This window comes from Halomonas sp. HMF6819 (assembly GCF_044335525.1).
Taxonomy (GTDB): Bacteria; Pseudomonadota; Gammaproteobacteria; order Pseudomonadales; family Halomonadaceae; genus Vreelandella.
On the sequence record NZ_JBIQVY010000003.1, the window covers coordinates 267682 to 285343 of the forward strand.

General features: G+C 62.1%; 13 protein-coding genes. 6 read left to right on the top strand and 7 right to left on the bottom strand.

Going from position 1 to position 17662, the window contains the following annotated elements:
* The first annotated feature begins 60 nt into the window (after positions 1 to 60).
* Positions 61 to 1809 (top strand): sodium:solute symporter, encoded by a 1749-nt coding sequence (locus ACGLWX_RS11325; RefSeq protein WP_396239774.1) that lies wholly within the window; start codon positions 61 to 63, stop codon positions 1807 to 1809.
* A gap of 90 nt (positions 1810 to 1899) precedes the next feature.
* Positions 1900 to 2787, top strand: a complete 888-nt coding sequence (locus tag ACGLWX_RS11330; RefSeq protein WP_396239776.1) for a DMT family transporter — start codon at positions 1900 to 1902, stop codon at positions 2785 to 2787.
* 243 nt (positions 2788 to 3030) lie between these two features.
* Here the strand turns inward: ACGLWX_RS11330 and ACGLWX_RS11335 are convergent, their stop codons facing one another.
* The 7 genes from ACGLWX_RS11335 to ACGLWX_RS11365 form a co-directional block, all read right to left on the bottom strand.
* Positions 3031 to 3840 (bottom strand): electron transfer flavoprotein subunit beta, encoded by an 810-nt coding sequence (locus ACGLWX_RS11335; protein WP_396239778.1) that lies wholly within the window; start codon positions 3838 to 3840, stop codon positions 3031 to 3033.
* Entirely contained in the window at positions 3830 to 5110 is a 1281-nt protein-coding gene (locus ACGLWX_RS11340) for an electron transfer flavoprotein subunit alpha/FixB family protein (protein ID WP_396239780.1), read from the bottom strand. Before ACGLWX_RS11340 ends, ACGLWX_RS11335 begins: the two co-directional genes overlap by 11 nt.
* Entirely contained in the window at positions 5107 to 7119 is a 2013-nt protein-coding gene (locus tag ACGLWX_RS11345; RefSeq protein WP_396239782.1) for a (Fe-S)-binding protein, read from the bottom strand. Before ACGLWX_RS11345 ends, ACGLWX_RS11340 begins: the two co-directional genes overlap by 4 nt.
* Before the next feature lie 82 nt (positions 7120 to 7201).
* Complete coding sequence (gene dgcA, locus ACGLWX_RS11350; protein ID WP_396239784.1) at positions 7202 to 9274, bottom strand: dimethylglycine demethylation protein DgcA; 2073 nt, start codon at positions 9272 to 9274, stop codon at positions 7202 to 7204.
* An 11-nt stretch (positions 9275 to 9285) separates the two neighbouring features.
* Positions 9286 to 9819, bottom strand: coding sequence for a 4-vinyl reductase (locus ACGLWX_RS11355; RefSeq protein ID WP_252108110.1), 534 nt, complete (start codon positions 9817 to 9819; stop codon positions 9286 to 9288).
* Positions 9820 to 9909: 90 nt separating this feature from the next.
* The gene (locus ACGLWX_RS11360) at positions 9910 to 10887 is read right to left on the bottom strand and encodes a dipeptidase (RefSeq protein WP_252108111.1); all 978 of its coding nucleotides are present in this window, start codon (positions 10885 to 10887) and stop codon (positions 9910 to 9912) included.
* 255 nt (positions 10888 to 11142) lie between these two features.
* A complete protein-coding gene (locus tag ACGLWX_RS11365; protein WP_396239786.1) occupies positions 11143 to 12282 on the bottom strand; it encodes a GlxA family transcriptional regulator in 1140 nt (379 codons plus the stop codon).
* Positions 12283 to 12624: 342 nt separating this feature from the next.
* Between ACGLWX_RS11365 and mscL the strand changes: the two genes are divergently transcribed.
* The 4 genes from mscL (at position 12625) to ACGLWX_RS11385 (ending at position 17662) form a co-directional block, all read left to right on the top strand.
* On the top strand, positions 12625 to 13137 hold the full coding sequence (gene mscL / locus ACGLWX_RS11370; protein ID WP_396239788.1) for a large conductance mechanosensitive channel protein MscL: 513 nt from the start codon (positions 12625 to 12627) through the stop codon (positions 13135 to 13137).
* Positions 13138 to 13246: 109 nt separating this feature from the next.
* On the top strand, positions 13247 to 14929 hold the full coding sequence (locus ACGLWX_RS11375) for a hypothetical protein (protein WP_396239790.1): 1683 nt from the start codon (positions 13247 to 13249) through the stop codon (positions 14927 to 14929).
* Positions 14930 to 15185: 256 nt separating this feature from the next.
* A complete protein-coding gene (locus ACGLWX_RS11380; RefSeq protein WP_396239792.1) occupies positions 15186 to 15887 on the top strand; it encodes a gluconate 2-dehydrogenase subunit 3 family protein in 702 nt (233 codons plus the stop codon).
* Positions 15888 to 15889: 2 nt separating this feature from the next.
* Complete coding sequence (locus ACGLWX_RS11385; protein WP_396239794.1) at positions 15890 to 17662, top strand: GMC family oxidoreductase; 1773 nt, start codon at positions 15890 to 15892, stop codon at positions 17660 to 17662.

Sequence of the window (17662 nt, forward strand, 5' to 3'; positions counted from 1 at the left end):
CAGGGAATCGGCAGGCGCTGCCTGCGCATCGATAATATCAACAACTCAACGGCTGCACTCATGATCTACACCGTCGCGATACTGCTGAGCCTGATCGGCTACTTCGTTATCGGCCATTTGGCCGGCCGACGCGTCAAGGGCCTGGACGACTACCTGGTCGCCGGGCGCAACGCGCCGACCTTCTTCATTCTGGGCACGCTGGTGGCAAGCTACCTGAGCACCAGCGCCTTTCTCGGCGAGACGGGCTTTGCCTACCAGGGCTACCCCTTCGTCATGCTGATCTTCGCCGCGATCAGCACCTCCGGGTGCCTGCTGGGCGCGTTGGTATTCGGGCGCTATTTGCGCCGCAGCGGCGCCAACACGGTGCCGGAGTTCTTCGGTAAGCGCTTCGCCTCGCGCAAGGTGCAGGTGATTGCGGGGCTGACCACGATCATCGGGCTGGGCGCGTATCTTTTGGGCGTGATGCAGGGCGCGGGCATCATGTTTTCAGAGCTGACCGGCATGCCCTACTGGGTGGGGCTGGTGCTGGTGTGGGCGACCTACACCGGTTTCATCCTGTACTCCGGCTCGCCCGGCGTCATGCTCACCGATACCATCATGTTCGTGATCTTCTCGCTGGCAGCGCTCGGTGGTTCGCTCTACGTGATCAACGATCTCGGCGGCTGGAGCGGTGTGGTCGAAGGGCTGTTGACTCAGTCCGACAAACCCGGGATCGCGCTGTGGCACGGCGTGCTCGAGGGCCCGGACGCCACGTTCTCCTCGCCCGGCGAGGCGCTGACCTGGGGCGTTACCCTCGGCCTTGTTTGGGCGGCGGTGCTGGCGGCGAGCCCCTGGCAGTCGAGCCGCTACCTGATGGCGCGCAACGAGCACGTGGTGATGCGCTCGGCGATGCTGACCGCGGTGGCGCTGGCCGTTTTCTACGCGCTGATGATGGTGACCGGCGCGGCGATCAATCTTTACGATACTAGCCTGGACCCGGAGCGCTCGATGGTGTGGGTGGCGCTCAATATCCTGCCGACTTGGCTTGGCGTGGTGATACTGACCGGCGTATTCGCCGCCGGGCTCTCGTCGTGCTCGACGTTTTTGTCGATCATCGGCTTTAGTATCTCCAACGATATTCTGAGCGCCTCACAGGACGAGGCCTCGGCGATGCGTAAAAGCCGTTTGGCGGTACTTGCCGCGGGGCTGATCGCGCTGATTCTGGCGCTGTTTCAGCCGCCGGCGGTGATGTCGGTGGTGTGGTTCGCCGCCACGCTCTTTGCCTCTTCCTGGGGGCCGGTGGCGCTTTTGAGCATCTGGAGCAAGCGCATCACCGCCGCCGGTGCGGGCTGGGGGCTGGCGGTCGGTTTTGGCGGCAACGTCGCCATCTCGCTGATGGTGCAGGCCGAGTGGCTGTCGCTTCCGGTCTATCTGCACCCGGTGCTGATCAGCACGCTGATGGCGCTGGTGGCTATCGCCATCGCCTCCCGGATGACCCGCGTAAGCCAGGCCGAGCGCGAGTATCGGGCGTTCTTGCACACCTTCGACGCCCAAAGCGTGAGCGGCTGGGTTTCCGGCACGCGTTTGATCGCGCTGTGCACCATGCTCTCCGGGGTGGCCATCGGGGTATTTTTGTGGCGCCAGTACGCGGTGACTCTCGACGGCTTCGCCGCGCAGTTCGGCCTAAGCGCCGGGGCGGTGCAGGGCGCTTACGGGCTGGCCATTGGCTGCGGCGTCATGTTATTGCTGGCCGGCGGCGTCGGCTTCTGGCTGGTGCGCCCGAAGGGCCGGGGGCACGCGGCGCGTATGGCGGTATCCCAGGGCCGCTAACCTTCGAGGCGCTTGCGCCTTGCCATAACATCCTCAGCGACCGCTCGCCTTTTGGCGGGCGGTTCGTTTTTTTGATCGGGAGTCGATGTCATGCAGACCAGTACCTACCAGCGCGGCCTGATGATCGTCATTCTGGGCGTCGTTTTTCTAAGCTTCGACGGGCTGTTGATCCGCCTGGCCGCGACCGACGGCTTCACCATCGTGTTCTGGCGCGGTTTTTTGATGTTCTGCGTGCTGAGCGCGCTCTGTTTGGCGCGCCGAAAACTCTCGACGCTGCGCGTGCATCCGATGGCCTCGCTGGCCTCAGCCACGCTACTGGGCCTGATCTCGGCGCTGTTCGTGCTGGCGGTGATGAATGCCAATGTGGCCAACGTGGTGGTGATTTTGAGCACCGCGCCGCTGTTCGCCGCGATTTTCTCGCGCTTGTTTCTTGGCGAGCGGGTCGCGCTTCGCACGCTGATCGCCATCGCGCTGTGCATGCTGGGCATGGGGCTGGTGTTTCTCGGCGAGGGGGCGGCGGGGATGCTGCTGGGCAATCTCTTTGCGCTGGCCGCGGCGCTGGCGATCGGCGGCAATCTCACGGTGCTGCGCCGCTACCCCGGCATCGATACGACCACCGTGATCGCCGGCGGCGGGCTCTTGTCGGCGGCGATTGCCTGGCCGATGGCCTCGCCGTTGGCCCTGGAGGCGCCGCAGTTTGGCGTGCTGGCGCTAATGGGGCTCGTGCAGATGCCGCTGGCGACCGTGTTGATCAACAGCGCCACGCGCTATCTGCCCTCTACCGAGGTGGCGCTTTTTTATCTGGTAGAAACCGCGCTCGGCACGCTCTGGGTGTGGTGGCTCTTGGGCGAAGAGCCCACCGCCTCGACGCTTGCCGGCGGGGTGCTGGTGATTACCGTGTTGATGGTGCACGCTGGCATTGGCCTAAGGCGCGAGCGCCAAAGGCTGCGGCTCTATACAGGGATGACCGCAAGATAATCGTCGTTTCGCAGGTCTATCAGACAGTGCCTTGCGCGAAAGGGATACAGCGGCAGGGCTCGCGTAATCCGCTGCGGGGGGGGTTCGCCAGGGATGGCGAAAGTAGCCTACAGGGAGGTATTCATGGCGCCCCGCAGCGGGTTGCGCGAGCCCGGCATTGATGCACGGATGCCAGATCTCCAAAAAAACGACCCGCCGTGAAGGCGGGTCGGGTAACGAGCTCTGCTCTGCGACAAAAATTAGCTAGCGCAGCACGCCTTCCTCTTTCAACAGCTTGAAGATCGCCTCGGCGCCCTGTTCGGGGGTGACGTCGTTGAGCGTCTGCCCGCCGCCGCCGTCCGCCTTGGCGGCGGCGGCCTTGAAGCGGTCCCGCGCCGAAGAGGATTTGACGATCTTAAGGCGTTTCGGGCGCTTGCGCGCCGGGTGGAACTGCCATCCCGCAAGCGTCTCATCAGTTTCGCTTTGTGCCTCGCTTAGCGCAAGTTCCCCGCGCTTGGCCGGGCCAAAGGCGCTTTGGCGCGCCGCCGGGGCGCTGGTGTCGATCGTGGCGATCGCCGGCAGGCGAATGCGCAGGCGCCGGCGCTTGCCGCGGGGCAGGGCCTGGAGCACCACCGCCGTACCCTGCTCGACCTTCTCGACCGCGGCCAGGCTGGTGATGATCGGCCAGCCCAGCGACTCGGCCAGCTGGTAAGGCAGAAGGCCCGAGGCTTCGCCGGTTTCCGCGCGGCTGCCGGTTAGAATCAGCTGCGGGGCATCGTGTCGAAGCGCCTCGACGAGCGCCGGAATCACATCGGCGTTCTCGCCTTGCTCGATTAGCCCGATATGGTCGATGCCCATGCCGAGGTAGCCGCGCAGGGCCTCTTCCTGCTCGCTTTCGTGCTGGCCGGCGTGCAGCAGGCGCACAGAAGCGTTCTCCAGGGTGAGCGCCATTTCCACCGCGCGGGCGTCCTGGTCGGCGCGCCGGGCGCGGGCGGTCAGCGGATGGCGGCCGATCGAGACCAGTACGGCCACGTCGAGTGACGCGCTTTGTTTGGCGGGGGCGTTAGGCGGCATCGCGGTTCTCCTGTTGCTCGGCGCGGTACTGCTCGACCCGCGCTACCAGCGCCGCGAGCACCGCGCTGGCGTCGCCAATCACGGTCAGGTCGGCGCGTTTGGCCATGTCGCAGCCTTCGTCGAGGTTGACGGCAACGACCTTGTCGCAGCTTTGAATACCTTGCAGGTGCTGGATGGCGCCGGAAATGCCGATGGCAACGTAAACCCGGGCGGAAACCCAGGTGCCGGTGGCGCCGACTTGGCGGTCGCGAGGCATGTAGCCGTCGTCCACCGCCACCCTCGAGGCGCCCTTGGTCGCGCCGAGCACGTCGGCGGCGTGGTGGTAGCCGTCCCAATCCTTGACGCCGTTGCCGGCGGAGAGAATGAACTCGGCTTCGGCAAGCGAGACGCTTGCCGGGTCCACCGCGACTTCGCCGAGATCCTCGATGCGCCCGAGCACGTCGGGAAGCCCCTGGCCAAGCGAGATGGGGTCCGCGGCGTGGCGGGTCTCGCTGATCGGGTCGGCGCACTCGGCCAGTGCCAGCACCACCCGGGGCAGCTCGCGGTGAACGTCGTGGCGCCCGGCGCCGGCGCGGGCGGTGGCCCGCCAGCCGGTCGCGCTGTCATTACTGGCTTCGACCTGCCACACCTGAGCGGCGGGGCGCTCGCCAAGCCTGGCGGCCAAGCGTCGGCCAAGCTCGCCGCCGCCCAGGGCGGAGTCGGGCAATAGCCAAAAGCGCGGGCCAAGCTCGCGCTCCACGCTTTGAAGCGTGGCCACCTTGAGCTCCGGCAGGTAGCCCGAGAAGCGCTCGCCGTCCAGGTGCAGCAGCCGGTCGATGCCGGCCTCACCGAAGGCGCTCTCCTTGTGCTCGCCAAAGACCACCGCGAGTACCGCCCCCGGGCTTGCCGGGTCGGCGTCGGCGAGCTGGCGGGCCAGGCCCAGAAGATCGCGATCGTGGGCTGACAGGCGCCCGCCGGCCATGTCCGGCACCACGGCCACGATAAAGGCCGGGGCGTCGATGGTGACGTTCTGACGGGTGTCCTTGGCCGCAGCGCTGTGCGCTGGGGCCTGGGCGGCCTGCTGGGCGCCGCTTCTATCGATGCGGCGTACGCCGTTGGGGCCGATGAAGCCGACCGCACGCGGGTCGCGGCGCATCACGCCGTTGGGGCCCATCCACTCGGTGGGGCGGGCGCCGCCACCGAGTTCGGCCAGCACGCTCTGGTGCTGCGGATGCAGGCGGTTACGGGCGATCCACTCCTTGCGGGGGTCGCGGCGCAGAATGTCGCTCATGAGGTTTCCTCCAGCGCAGGGGCGGGGGCGGCCTTGGCCTGCGCCGCTTTATCGGCGGCGGTGTCGATGATCAATGCATCGGCGACCAGCTCGGCGATGTCCTTGATGCCGGCGCGCGGCTCCACCACGCCTTCGAGCATGGCGGTGCACTGCGGGCAGCCCACGGCGACCAGATCCGCGCCGGTTTCGCGCACGTCTTCCATGCGCATGTCGGGAATCCGCTGCTTGCCGGGAATGTCGGTGATCGGCGCGCCGCCGCCGCCGCCGCAGCAGCGCGAGCGATAGCCGGAGCGGGCCATCTCCTTGATTTCGATGCCAAGCGCCTTGAGTACATCGCGCGGCGCCTCGTACTCGCCGTTGTAGCGGCCGAGATAACACGGGTCGTGGTAGGTGACGCTGCCGCCTTTCCACGCCTTGAAGCTGAGCTTGTTCGCGCTGACCAGCTCGCTGATGAACGTGCTGTGGTGCTGCACGTGATAGCTGGACGGGATGTCCGCGGTGCCCAGCTCGCCGTACTCGTTTTTGAGCACGTGGAAGCTGTGGGGGTCGCAGGTGACGATGCGATCGAAACGGTAGCGGCTCATGGTCTGAATGTTGCGGCGGGCCAGCGTCTGGAAGGTCGCTTCGTCACCCAGGCGGCGCGCCACGTCGCCGCTGTCGCGCTCTTCATTACCCAGCACGGCGAAGTCGACGCCTGCCGCGCGCAGCACGCTGATGAACGCGCGCAGGGTGCGCTGGTTGCGCATGTCGAACACGCCGTCGCCGAGCCACAGGAGAACATCGGCCTCTTTCTTGTCCGCCATCAGCGGCAGGTTCAAATCCGCCGCCCAGTGCAGGCGCGAGTCGGGATCGAAGCCGCCGGGGTTGTCGGTGGCGATCAGGTTATCGAGCACCTCGGCGCCCTTGTTGGGGGTGTTGCCGTGCTCCAGCGTTAGAAAGCGGCGCATGTCGACGATGGCGTCGACGTGCTCGATCATCATCGGGCACTCTTCCACGCAGGCGCGACACGTGGTGCAGGACCAGAGCGTTTCCGGGTCCACCAGTGCGGTGCCTTGGCGGGCGACGATGGGCCCATGGGGGTCGCCCTGGTGCTCGCCGACCGGCTTGCCGGGGTAGGGGGAGCCTGCGTAGTTGGCGTCACTGCCGCCGGCCATACCGACGACCATGTCTTGAATCAGCTTTTTCGGGTTGAGCGGCTGGCCAGCGGCAAAGGCCGGGCAGGCGGCTTCGCAGCGCCCGCACTGCACGCAGGCGTCAAAGCCTAAAAGCTGGTTCCAGGTGAAGTCGGCGGGCTTTTCAACGCCGAGCTTGGCGCTGTCATCGTTGAGTTTCAGCGCTTTCAGGCCGGTGGAGCGGTGTTCGCCGCCGGTCTTATCGGAAAAGCGCTCCGGGCGGCGGTGGTACGCCAGGTGCAGGGCACCGGCGAAGGCGTGCTTCATCGGCCCGCCCCAAGTCATGCCAAAGAACATCTCGCCCAGGCCCCAGACGATGATGGCCGCGAGCACCAGAGCGGCGATCCAGCCAAGGCCTTCCTGGAACACGCCGTCCGGCAGAATGCCGGCGGTGGGCAGCGTGACCACGAACATGCCGATCGAAAACGCCATCAGGCTTTTCGGCAGGCGCATCCAGGGCCCTTTTGATAGCCGTGACGGCGGCGGGCTGCGGCGTTTGGCGACCAGAATGCTGCCAATGAACATGCTGGTGGTGGCGGCCAGCAGCACCCAGGCAAGGATCGCGCTGTCCAGGCCAAAGCCGTGGACGATGATGGCCAGAAGCGCGGCCAGCACGAAGCCGCCGGCGGTGGCGACGTGAGTGTGAGAGATGTACTTGTCGCGCTCGACGACGTGGTGCAGGTCGACCAGGTAGCGCCTGGGAACCTGCATGAGGCCCTTGAGTACGGGCACGGAAGAGGGCCGCCCTTGGCGCCATAGACGAGCGCGGCGAACCGCGCCAATGGCGGCAAGCGCCAGCGCAGAGAACAGCAGGATGGGTAACAGGATATCGAGCATGGCGTCTCTCCTCTCAGAGACACCGTAAGGACTACACCGCGGACCATAAGGCCCGCGGTGGTCGGCTTACAGCGTTATTGTGTCAGAAGTCCTTGCACAGCCGCAGCGCGTCATAAATGGCTGCATGCGTGTTGCGTGGCGCGGTGCAATCCCCCAGGCGGAACAGTGCGAAACCGTCGCCGCTTTGCGAGAGGCTGGGTTGGGGCTTGATCGCATAGAGCGCTTCGATGTCGGTCTGGCCCTTGTTGCGCGACTGGTGCTTGAGCGCGTAGTAGAGCGCCTCGTCCGGACGCACGCCGTTTTCGACCACGACCTGGTCGACCACGCGCTCTTCAAGGGCCCCTGTGTACTCGTTTTCGAGCACAGCAACCAGCGACTCGCCTTCGCGATACACCTTATGCAGGGCGAGATCCGAGGTCATGATGACCTCTTTCTCGTACAGGCTTCTGTAGTAGGTGGGGAAGGTGGTGCCGCCCACCGCCGCACCGGGCTTGATGTCGTCGGTGACGATCTCGACTCGGCAGCCTTTGTCCGCCAGGTAGTCCGCCGCAGAAACGCCGGAAAACTCGCAGATGGTGTCGAAGATCAGCACGTTCTTGCCAGGCTCGACGCGCCCTTCGAGGATGTCCCAGGTACTGACGACCAGACTCTTGTCGGTATCCGCGTCATAGCCCCACTCCGGTACCTGGGAGAGAAACGGCTGGCCGCCGGTGGCGAGAATCACCACGTCTGGGCGCAAGTCTTTAATAGTCGCTTCGTCCGCCTTGGTGCCCAAGCGCTGATCGACACCCAGCCGGTTGAGCTCGAGCTGATACCAGCGGGTGATGCCGGCAATCTGATCGCGCTGCGGTGCTTTTGAGGCAATGGTGATCTGCCCGCCGATTTGATCTTTCGCTTCGAACAGCGTCACATCGTGGCCGCGCTCGGCGCACACGCGCGCCGCTTCCATGCCGCCGGGGCCGCCGCCGACCACCACGACCTTGCGCGTCGGGCCTTCGGTTTTCTCGATGATGTGCGGAAGCCCCATGTACTCCCGCGACGTCGCGGCGTTCTGGATACACAGTACATCGAGGCCCTGGTACTGGCGGTCGATGCAGTAGTTGGCGCCGACGCACTGCTTGATCTGATCGACCTGGTCGTTCTTGATCTTGGCGATGATGTGCGGGTCGGCGATGTGGGCGCGGGTCATGCCGACCATGTCGACGTAGCCGCCTTCGAGAATCCGCTGGGCCTGGTTGGGATCCTTGATGTTCTGGGCGTGGATGACCGGTACGTTGACCACTTCCTTGATGCCCGACGCTAGGTGCAAAAACGGCTCCGGCGGGTAGGACATGTTGGGAATGACGTTGGCGAGCGTGTTGTGGGTATCGCAGCCGGAACCGACCACACCGAAGAAGTCGACCTTGCCGGTAGCGTCGTAGTACGCCGCGATGCGCTTCATTTCCTCGTGATCGAGGCCGTCCGGGTGGAACTCGTCGCCGGTGATGCGCATGCCGACCGTGAAGTCGTCGCCGACCTCGGCACGTACCGCCTTGAGCACTTCCATGCCAAAGCGCATGCGGTTTTCAAAGGTGCCGCCCCAGTCATCGGTACGCTTGTTGACCCGCGGGCTCCAGAACTGGTCGATCAGGTGCTGGTGCACCGCGGAGAGCTCGACGCCGTCGAGACCGCCTTCCTTCGCCCGGCGCGCTGCCTGAGCGAAGTCGCCGATGATGCGCCAGATCTCCTCTTCCTCGATGGTCTTGCAGGTCGAGCGGTGAACCGGCTCGCGGATACCGGACGGCGAGACCAGCGTCGACCAGTCGAAGCCGTCCCAGCGCGAGCGCCGGCCCATGTGGGTAATCTGGATCATGATCTTGCCGCCGTGCTTATGCACGGCATCCGCCAGATTCTGGAAGTGCGGAATGATGCGGTCGGTGGAGAGGTTCACCGAGCTCCACCAGCCCTGGGGGCTGTCGATCGAGACGATCGACGAGCCGCCGCAGATGCAAAGCCCACAGCCGCCTTTGGCCTTCTCTTCGTAGTACTTGACGTAACGATCGGTGGTCATGCCGCCGTCGGTGGCGTGCACCTCGGCGTGAGCGGTACTGACTACGCGGTTACGGATAGTATGCTTGCCGATCTGAATCGGTTTGAACAGTGCATCGAATGCCATGACGTCGACCCTCAGTGCTTGGGCGTTACAACAAACAGGCCGTGGTCACAGCCTTCCTCGGCGCCGCTTTGCGTCTGCTCGGCTACCGTACGAAGGTCGCTTCCCCGCGCCGCCAGAATCTGGTCCATGGCGCCGGCGAACCAGCCGGTGAACATGTACTCGATCTTGCGGTTGACCTTACCCATTTGATACACGAAGGCGCTGTGCTCGAGGCGCACGCGAGCGGTGCCTGCGTCCAGGTCGATCTCCTCGGTCTTGAAAAGGCCCCAGCCGCGCTGGGAAAGGCGCTTCATGTAGTGCTCGAAGACGTCAACGCCTTCAAGGCCGTGCAGCTCGGCCTCCTTTTCGCACCAGTGCCAGGCGCTTTTGTAGCCGGCGTGGTAGAGGATCTCTGCGTATTTCTCCGCGCCCAGGGCCTCTTCGACGGCCATGTGGTTGTTGACGAAGAAGTGGCGCGGTACGTACAGCATCGGCAGCGCGTCGGTCGTCCAGATACCGGTTTCGCTGTCGACGTCGATTGGAAGTTCGGGAGCTGTCTTGGTCACGGTGGTCATCCTTAAAACTTGTACTTGTTCAAACAAGAGAGGGTCATGGGGGCGGCGCTTTTTTGAATCGACTCGCCCCGTTTGAAATCGTTACTCGCCCCAAACGTCTTTCAGCGTGCGCACCCAGTTCTCGCCCATGATCTTGCGCACCTGGTTCTCGCTCAGGCCGCGCTTCAAAAGCGCCTCGGTCAGGTTGGGGAACTCGCCGATGGTACGGATGCCTTCCGGGTTGATGATCTTGCCGAAGTTGGTTAGACGGCGCGCATAGCCCTTGTCGTGGGTCAGCCACTCGAAGAAGTTCTGGTCGTGGCCCTGGGTGAAGTCGGTGCCGATGCCGATAGCGTCTTCGCCGACGATGTTCATGATGTACTCGATCGCTTCGCAGTAGTCGTCGATGGTGGAGTCGACGCCTTTCTTGAGAAACGGTGTGAACATGGTCACGCCGACGAAACCGCCGTGGTCGGCGATGAACTTGAGCTCTTCATCGGACTTGTTGCGCGGGTGCTCCTTGAGCCCGGACGGCAGGCAGTGTGAGTAGCACACCGGTTTTTTGGACTCCAGGATGACTTCCTCGGAGGTCTTCGCGCCGACGTGAGACAGATCGCATAGCATGCCGACGCGGTTCATCTCGGCAACGATTTCGCGCCCGAAGCCGGAAAGCCCGCCGTCGCGCTCGTAACAGCCGGTGCCGACCAAATTCTGGGTGTTGTAGCACATCTGCACGATGCCAACACCGAGCTGCTTGAACACTTCGACGTAGCCGATCTGGTCTTCAAAGGCGTGGGCGTTCTGGAAGCCATAGATGATGCCGGTCTTGCCCTCTTCCTTGGCGCGGGTGATGTCGCGGGTGGTGCGCACCGGGCGAACCAGGTCGCTGCACTCTTCCATCAGCTTGTTGGAGGCAACGATGTTATCGACGGTGGCCTTGAACCCTTCCCACACCGAGACGGTACAGTTGGCCGCCGTCAAGCCCCCACGGCGCATGTCTTCCAACAGCTCACGGTTCCATTTGGCGATGATCAGGCCGTCGATGACGATGGCGTCTTGGTGCAATTCAGAAGGGGTCATAACGAGGCTCCAGGGTTGTCCATGACGGGGAGCATAGCGCTGGGCCGGGGTCGCGCTGCTCCTGGAAACGACGACGAAAATTCCAAAAGCGTCACGCTGCGCCATGAGCGCGTCGCACGCGTAGCAAAGTTCACGATTAAACGGTATGACGTGCTGGCGTCAGAAGGAAAATCGCGGCGCGCAGCCAACGAGCGCGCACAAAAAAGCGGCCGCGCGGGCCGCTCTTGCGACGTTTCGATCGCTTTTTGGTGTGGGTCAGTTCATCAGCGGCACGCTTGCAAACGTCGGCTCGCCCTGGGCGTAGGCCAGCGCCAATAGCGCACTCGAGGTGGGTTCGCTGCCGACGGGCTCCACGCCCCAGTGCTGGATGAGCGGCGCGTTCTTGATCTGCGCCGTTTGGCGCGACTGCGAGCCCAGGCGCTCGTCTCGGGGCGGAATGCCAAAGCATTCGCGGTAGCACTTGGAGAAGTGCGGGGTAGAGACGAAGCCGCATACCGAGGCGATCTCGATGATCGAAAGCGATGTTTGTTTCAACAACTGACGCGCGCGCACCAGTCTAAGCTTCAAGTAGTAACGCGACGGCGAGCAGTGCAGATAGCGCTGGAAAAGCCGCTCGAGCTGGCGCCTGGAGACGTCCACGTAGCTTGCCAGCTCGTTGAGTTCCAAAGGCTCCTCGAGGTTGGACTCCATCAGCGCCACGATATCCAGAAGCTTGGGCTGAGTAGTGCCCAGCACGTGCTTGAGCGGCACGCGCTGCTGGTCCTGCTCGTTGCGCATGTGCTCGTAGATGAACATCTCCGAAATACCCGCTGACAGCGCCTTGCCGTGGTCGTGGGCGATCAGGTTGAGCATCATGTCGAGCGGCGCGGTGCCGCCGGAGGCGGTGAAACGGTCGCGGTCGATGGAGAAAAGCTTGGTAGTCAGCACGATTTTCGGGAAAGCTTCCTGAACCGAGGCCAGACACTCCCAGTGAATACTGGTTTCGTAGTGATCCAAAAGCCCCGCCTTGGCCAGCGCCCAGCTGCCGGTGCAGATCGCGCCCAAGTGCTTTAACTGACGCGCTTGGGTCTGAAGCCAGTGGATGTGCTCGCGGCTGACGCTATGCTGCGGGGCGACGCCGCCGCAGACGATGACCCAGTCGAGCGCCAGCGGCGCCTGCATGGCGGCGTCCGGCGTCACGTTGAGCCCGTCGCTGGCGCGTACCGGGGCGCCGTCTTGGGTCAGCGTATACCAGCGATAAAGCTCGCGGCCGGCCAGCTGGTTGGCCATGCGCAGGGGTTCGATCGCCGAGGCCAGGGAGATCAGAGTGAAGTTGTCCAACAGCAAAAAACCCAGTGTTTGCGGTGCGCTGGGGCGACCTGCGGGGGCGCAGGATGTGATTTGATCGGATGTCATGGTCTGGTACCTCTATCACCGAAACGTCTGGAGTTTTTCTTGTTATAGGTGTGGGTTACTGGCGTGTTGTTATGCTCCCCGAATGAGCTTTTAAGCTATCCACCTGCATAGTGGCACGAATGCCTCTTATACTGACAAAGCAATCTTGTATACGATGCGCGTACTGTCGTAAATGGAATGCTGCGTGTCGCTTTGAAAGCGTAAAAATGCGGTTTTCTCGCATTTGCAGAAAAAATGCAACGCATTTTGAACACCCTATGTCGCTTTTGTAAGTTATTGAACCTACAGGTTTTAGGCTCGAAAAGTTATATGCTCATAAGCCATTAAAAAAGGAATGCTGAAATGTCGGGATTTTTCAAGGAGTTTCGCGAGTTCGCCGTTAAAGGCAACGTGATCGATATGGCAGTGGGGATTATCATCGGTGGCGCGTTTACGCTCATAGTTCAGCGGCTGGTGGCGGATATCATGAATCCGATTATCGGTTTGCTGGTCGGCGGCATCGATTTTTCCAACATCTTTATCGTACTGCGCGAAGGCGCGGTGGCCGGGCCGTATCTGACGCTGGACGCCGCTCAACAGGCGGGGGCGGTGACGCTTAACATCGGGCTGTTTCTCAATGCGGTGATCAGCTTCGCTATCGTCGCCTTCGTGGTCTTCATGCTGGTGCGCACCATCAACCGGCTCAAGCGCGAAGAGATGGACGAGCCCAAAAGCCCGGTAGAGAAGTCCTGCCCCTACTGCTTCATGACCGTGCCGATCAAGGCGAGCCGCTGCGGCCACTGTACGTCTGCGCTGCAAGCCCCAAAGGAGAGCGCCCCCTCCAACCCCCCGTCGGATACATTGAAAGATGTTTGAAAATCGCTAATTTGGCTTCGTTGAATCGTGTGTGTAAGTAGTGCTTTTATGAATGGATTTTAAAATGCGGCCGACGTTTAGAGGTCGGCTCGATGACAAGGAGAGTCGTGTGAAGATGATGTCCAGAGCCGTCGCCGGGCCCTCATGTTATGGTGTGTTACTGATGGGGTTGGCAGCTGCGCTGTTGTGGCCTGCTTCGTCCCGGGCATTAGAGTTTGCGCCGACGCCCGGGGAGGCGCGCCAGTATTTTATTGGCATGCACGGTGCAGAAGACGCTGCCAGCCTGAAGACCTCCATCGAAAGCATAATGCGCTATCGCGTCGATGAACGTAATGACCACGCCACGACCCTAAACGTTGAGCCGCGTTTTCTCCGCATCGTGTCGGGGATCAGCACGGTGCTCTTCGATAGCACCCAAGTGCAAGAGCGTCAGCGCAAAGAGGTGAGCCCGATGGCTGCTGGTTTTGAGCTGGACGTCGCTGACGACGGCGGCGCCGCGCTTTCTCCCGGCAATAGTGAGGCCTTGGAGGTGTTGACGTCCCAGCAAGACGTTTTGACGCCCGCGCTTTTCGGTGAGGTGTTGGGGTTGCCTGGCTTGGTGATATCGCTGCCACCAGTGGTGAGTGAGACGACTACCGTGGCAGAGGAGGGGCTGTTATCTGACGTGACGCTAACGGTAACCGATGTAACCGATGAATGGATTATCGCCACTATCGGTGGCTTTGATCAGAACGAGGCGGAATCCTTGCCGCAGCAGGGCGAGGGCAATGAAAGGCCAAAAGCGTTTGATCAGCTACATGGCCAACTGCGTGTAAGCATTAACTCGGGCCGAATCGAGTCGCTGGTGCTCTTTGCTGAGCAGGGCGCTTCCCATGATCGGCCCTCAATGCCCAGGCATCTGTCTCTCTTCGTGCAGGCGCTTCCCGACGATGCCGCTACTGGCGAAAATGCGTTCGCGATTGAAAGCTTTCAATTCGTCGGTCTTCCCACAATGCAAGAAGATGCGCCTTCCTACCGCGGAACCGAGTATGTTTTTCCGCACGCCGAGGCAAACGCACCCATAGGTGATGCTCGTTCTACGCCTGACGTTAATGCGCTCTTTGCAGACCGTGACGAGGCGGTCTTTAGAATTGATGAGAGCAGCAATAAACTGATACTCACCGTACCTTTACGCATAGCTGAAGATGAGGTTGAAGGCTATGCAAGCCTCAGCGCGCTTACGCTCAATGATGTCGACGGAGAAAAGATCGCGTTGCCACTGTTTGTCACAGATATCTTTCAAGAGATCCGCAATACCGATTCCCAGTCCATCAGGATCGTGCTTCAGCCGCTTGGCTGGGAAGCGGTGGATTGGGGGGCTATTCGAAGTGTATCGGCAACGCTTGCTTATCGTATGAATACGGTGGAAGAGCATCTCTCCATTAAGCTCGATGATGAGCCCCATGAGGTCGTGCGGGGTGAAGCCTTGGCAAGCATCGTACCGCTCGAGGGGGAGGCCGGCGAGTGGCGGTTGGAGCTTACAAACGGCCAGGATCAGTTACGGTTGGATCGCAGCGCAATTGACGAGAACACGAGTGCCTTTTTGACGAATCGCTTTCCCAATCGAACCTTGCCTCTGGGTGCAAGAGGTCTACTGGCGAAGGTTTCCGACCCACTGGCTTGGGTGATGCAATTAAGGCTTGAAGGACGTATCGAGGATTTTCCGCTGGTCTACGTGCACTATGCCGACGAGCCGGAGCAGATCGACGTAACCTTTGCGCCAGGGCTTTCCGCTAGGCGCTTGTGGGAGTGACTCATTCAAGCCTTCACGGGGTTATGATACTAAAGTTGCAAACTCGCCTGAAACGTCCGGCAGTCGCCGGGCGTCTGCCTTTTGAAGCTTCACTTTGCACATTTCAGTGACGTCGGTGGCATTAGTTATCCAACTAATGAGCCGCCTATGTATTAGACTAACTCCCAAAATTAAAAGAAGTCTTATAAACGCTCGCTCATAGTGCGTTTAAAAGCTCTGAAGTTCCGGCCTGTCGACGCAAATAGAGGAGAAATACGTGATTAAAGACCCATCACGCCGTCGCTTTATAAAAGGAGCGCTAACCAGTATACCGGCAGTAACGATCGGCAGCGGCGTGTCGCTAACCGCCTCCGCTGATGAGCCCCCGGAACAGTTAAGTGACTATCAGCCTGTCTTTTTCAATGAAAGCGAGTGGGAGTTCGTCATCGCCGCCTGTGACCGATTGATTCCTGGCGATGGCCCAGGTCCTGGCGCGCTCGAAACCAACGTTCCCATCTTCATTGATCGTCAAATGGAAGGCCGCTTCGGCCACGCCGCCGACTGGTATATGAAAGGCCCGTTTCCGGAAAACGTCCCGGCGCTATTCGGCCATCAGATCGCGCTTACGCCCCGCGACATGTACCGCCAGGCCATTCCCGCGATCAACGACTACTGCCAACGCCAGTACGATCAATCCTTCGCCGCCCTTGATAACGCAACGCGCGACGAGGTGCTCACTGTTCTCTCCCAGGGGGATGTCGAAATGGAAGCGATGCGGGGCAGCTACTTTTTCGACATGCTGCTGCAAAACACTAAAGAGGGCTACTTTGCCGACCCCATCCACGGCGGCAACAAGCACATGGCGTCCTGGAAGTTCATCGGTTTCCCCGGGGCGCGCGCGTCGTATCGCGAATGGGTGGATCAGCACAACGTCGAGTACCCGCTGGGGCCGGTCAGCCTTAACGGGGAGAGGGGATAAGCATGGCACGTACAGAATCACCCGTTGACGTCGTGCTGGTCGGCTTTGGCTGGACCAGCGCGATCATGGGCATGGAATTGACCGACGCAGGCTTGAACGTGCTGGCGCTCGAGCGCGGCGAAGACCGCGACACGGTGCCGGATTTCGCCTACCCGAAGATGGCCGATGAGCTCACCTACGGGGTGCGCTACAAGCTGATGCAGCGCCCGGCGAAAAGCACGCTCACCGTGCGCCACAACGTGGGCGACATGGCGGTGCCTTATCGCCACTTGGGCTCGTTTCTGCCCGGCGACGGCGTCGGCGGTGCCGGCACCCACTGGAACGGCCACACCTGGCGGCCCCAGCCCCAGGAGCTGCGCCTTAAAAGCTACGTCGAGGAGAACTTCGGCGCCGACATCATTCCCGACGAAATGACGATTCAGGACTTCGGCGTCAGCTACGATGAGCTCGAGCCCTTTTTCGACTACTTCGAGAAAGTGGCGGGTATCTCCGGCAAGGCGGGGAACCTCAACGGCGAGATTCAGGAAGGGGGCAACCCGTTCGAGGGCTGGCGCTCTGATGAGTACCCCATGCCGCCGCTGGCGCGAACCTATAACGATACGCTGTTCGCCGATGTCGCCCGAAGCGAAGGCTACCACCCCTTCCCGCTGCCAGCCGCCAATGCCTCTGTTGCCTACACCAACCCTTACGGCATGCAGCTCGGCCCGTGTAACTTCTGCGGCTTCTGCGAGCGCTACGGCTGCTTGAACTACTCCAAGTCGTCGCCGCAGACCTGCATTCTGGGCGCGCTCAAGCGCCGCGAGAATTTCGCCTACCGCACGCAGAGCGAAGTGCTGCGCGTGGAGCTCGATAGCGATGGCGAGCGCGCTATTGGGGTGACCTATATCGACCCGGAAGGCAACGAGGTCTTTCAGCCGGCGGATCTGGTGATCCTGGGCGCCTACTCGCTGCACAACGTGCACCTGATGCTGGTGTCCGGCATCGGCACGCCTTACAACCCGGAAACCGGTGACGGCGTGGTCGGCAAGAACTACGCCTATCAGATGAACGGCGGCTCTTCGCTTTATTTCCGCGATAAGGAGTTCAACCCCTTCATCGGCGCCGGTGGCAATGGCGAAGTGATCAACGACTTCGGCGTCGAGCAGATCGACTTCGCTCAGGAAGGCTTTATCGGCGGCTCCTACATCAACGCCGCGATGACCAACGGCCAGCCGATTCGCAACATGCCGCTGCGTGCCGGCGCGCCAAGCTGGGGCGAGGGGTGGAAGCAGGCGGTGCAGGAGACCTACGGTCACGTCATGTCGATCGGCTCCCACGGCAGCAACATGAGCTATCGCGACTGCTACCTGGATCTCGACCCCAACTACACCGACGACCACGGCCGGCCGTTGATGCGCATGACCTTCGACTGGAAGGCCAACGATGTTCGCATGACCCAGTTCATGAAACAGAAGATCGATACGCTTTCAAAGGCGCTGGGCCCGGACGACTACCGGCTCTCTTTCAAGGACTTCGATACGCGCTACGACGTGCGCCCCTACCAGACCACGCACAACGTGGGCGGGGCGATCATGGGCACCGATCCCTCCTCCAGCGCGCTCAACCGCTACCTGCAGAGCTGGGACGTACACAACGTCTTCGTGATGGGCGCCAGCGCCTTTCCGCAGAACCTGCAGTACAACCCGACGGGGCTGGTCGGCGCACTGGCCTACTGGTCGGCGAAGGCGATTCGCGAGCAGTACCTGCCAAACCCCGGCCCGCTGGTTCAAGCCTAG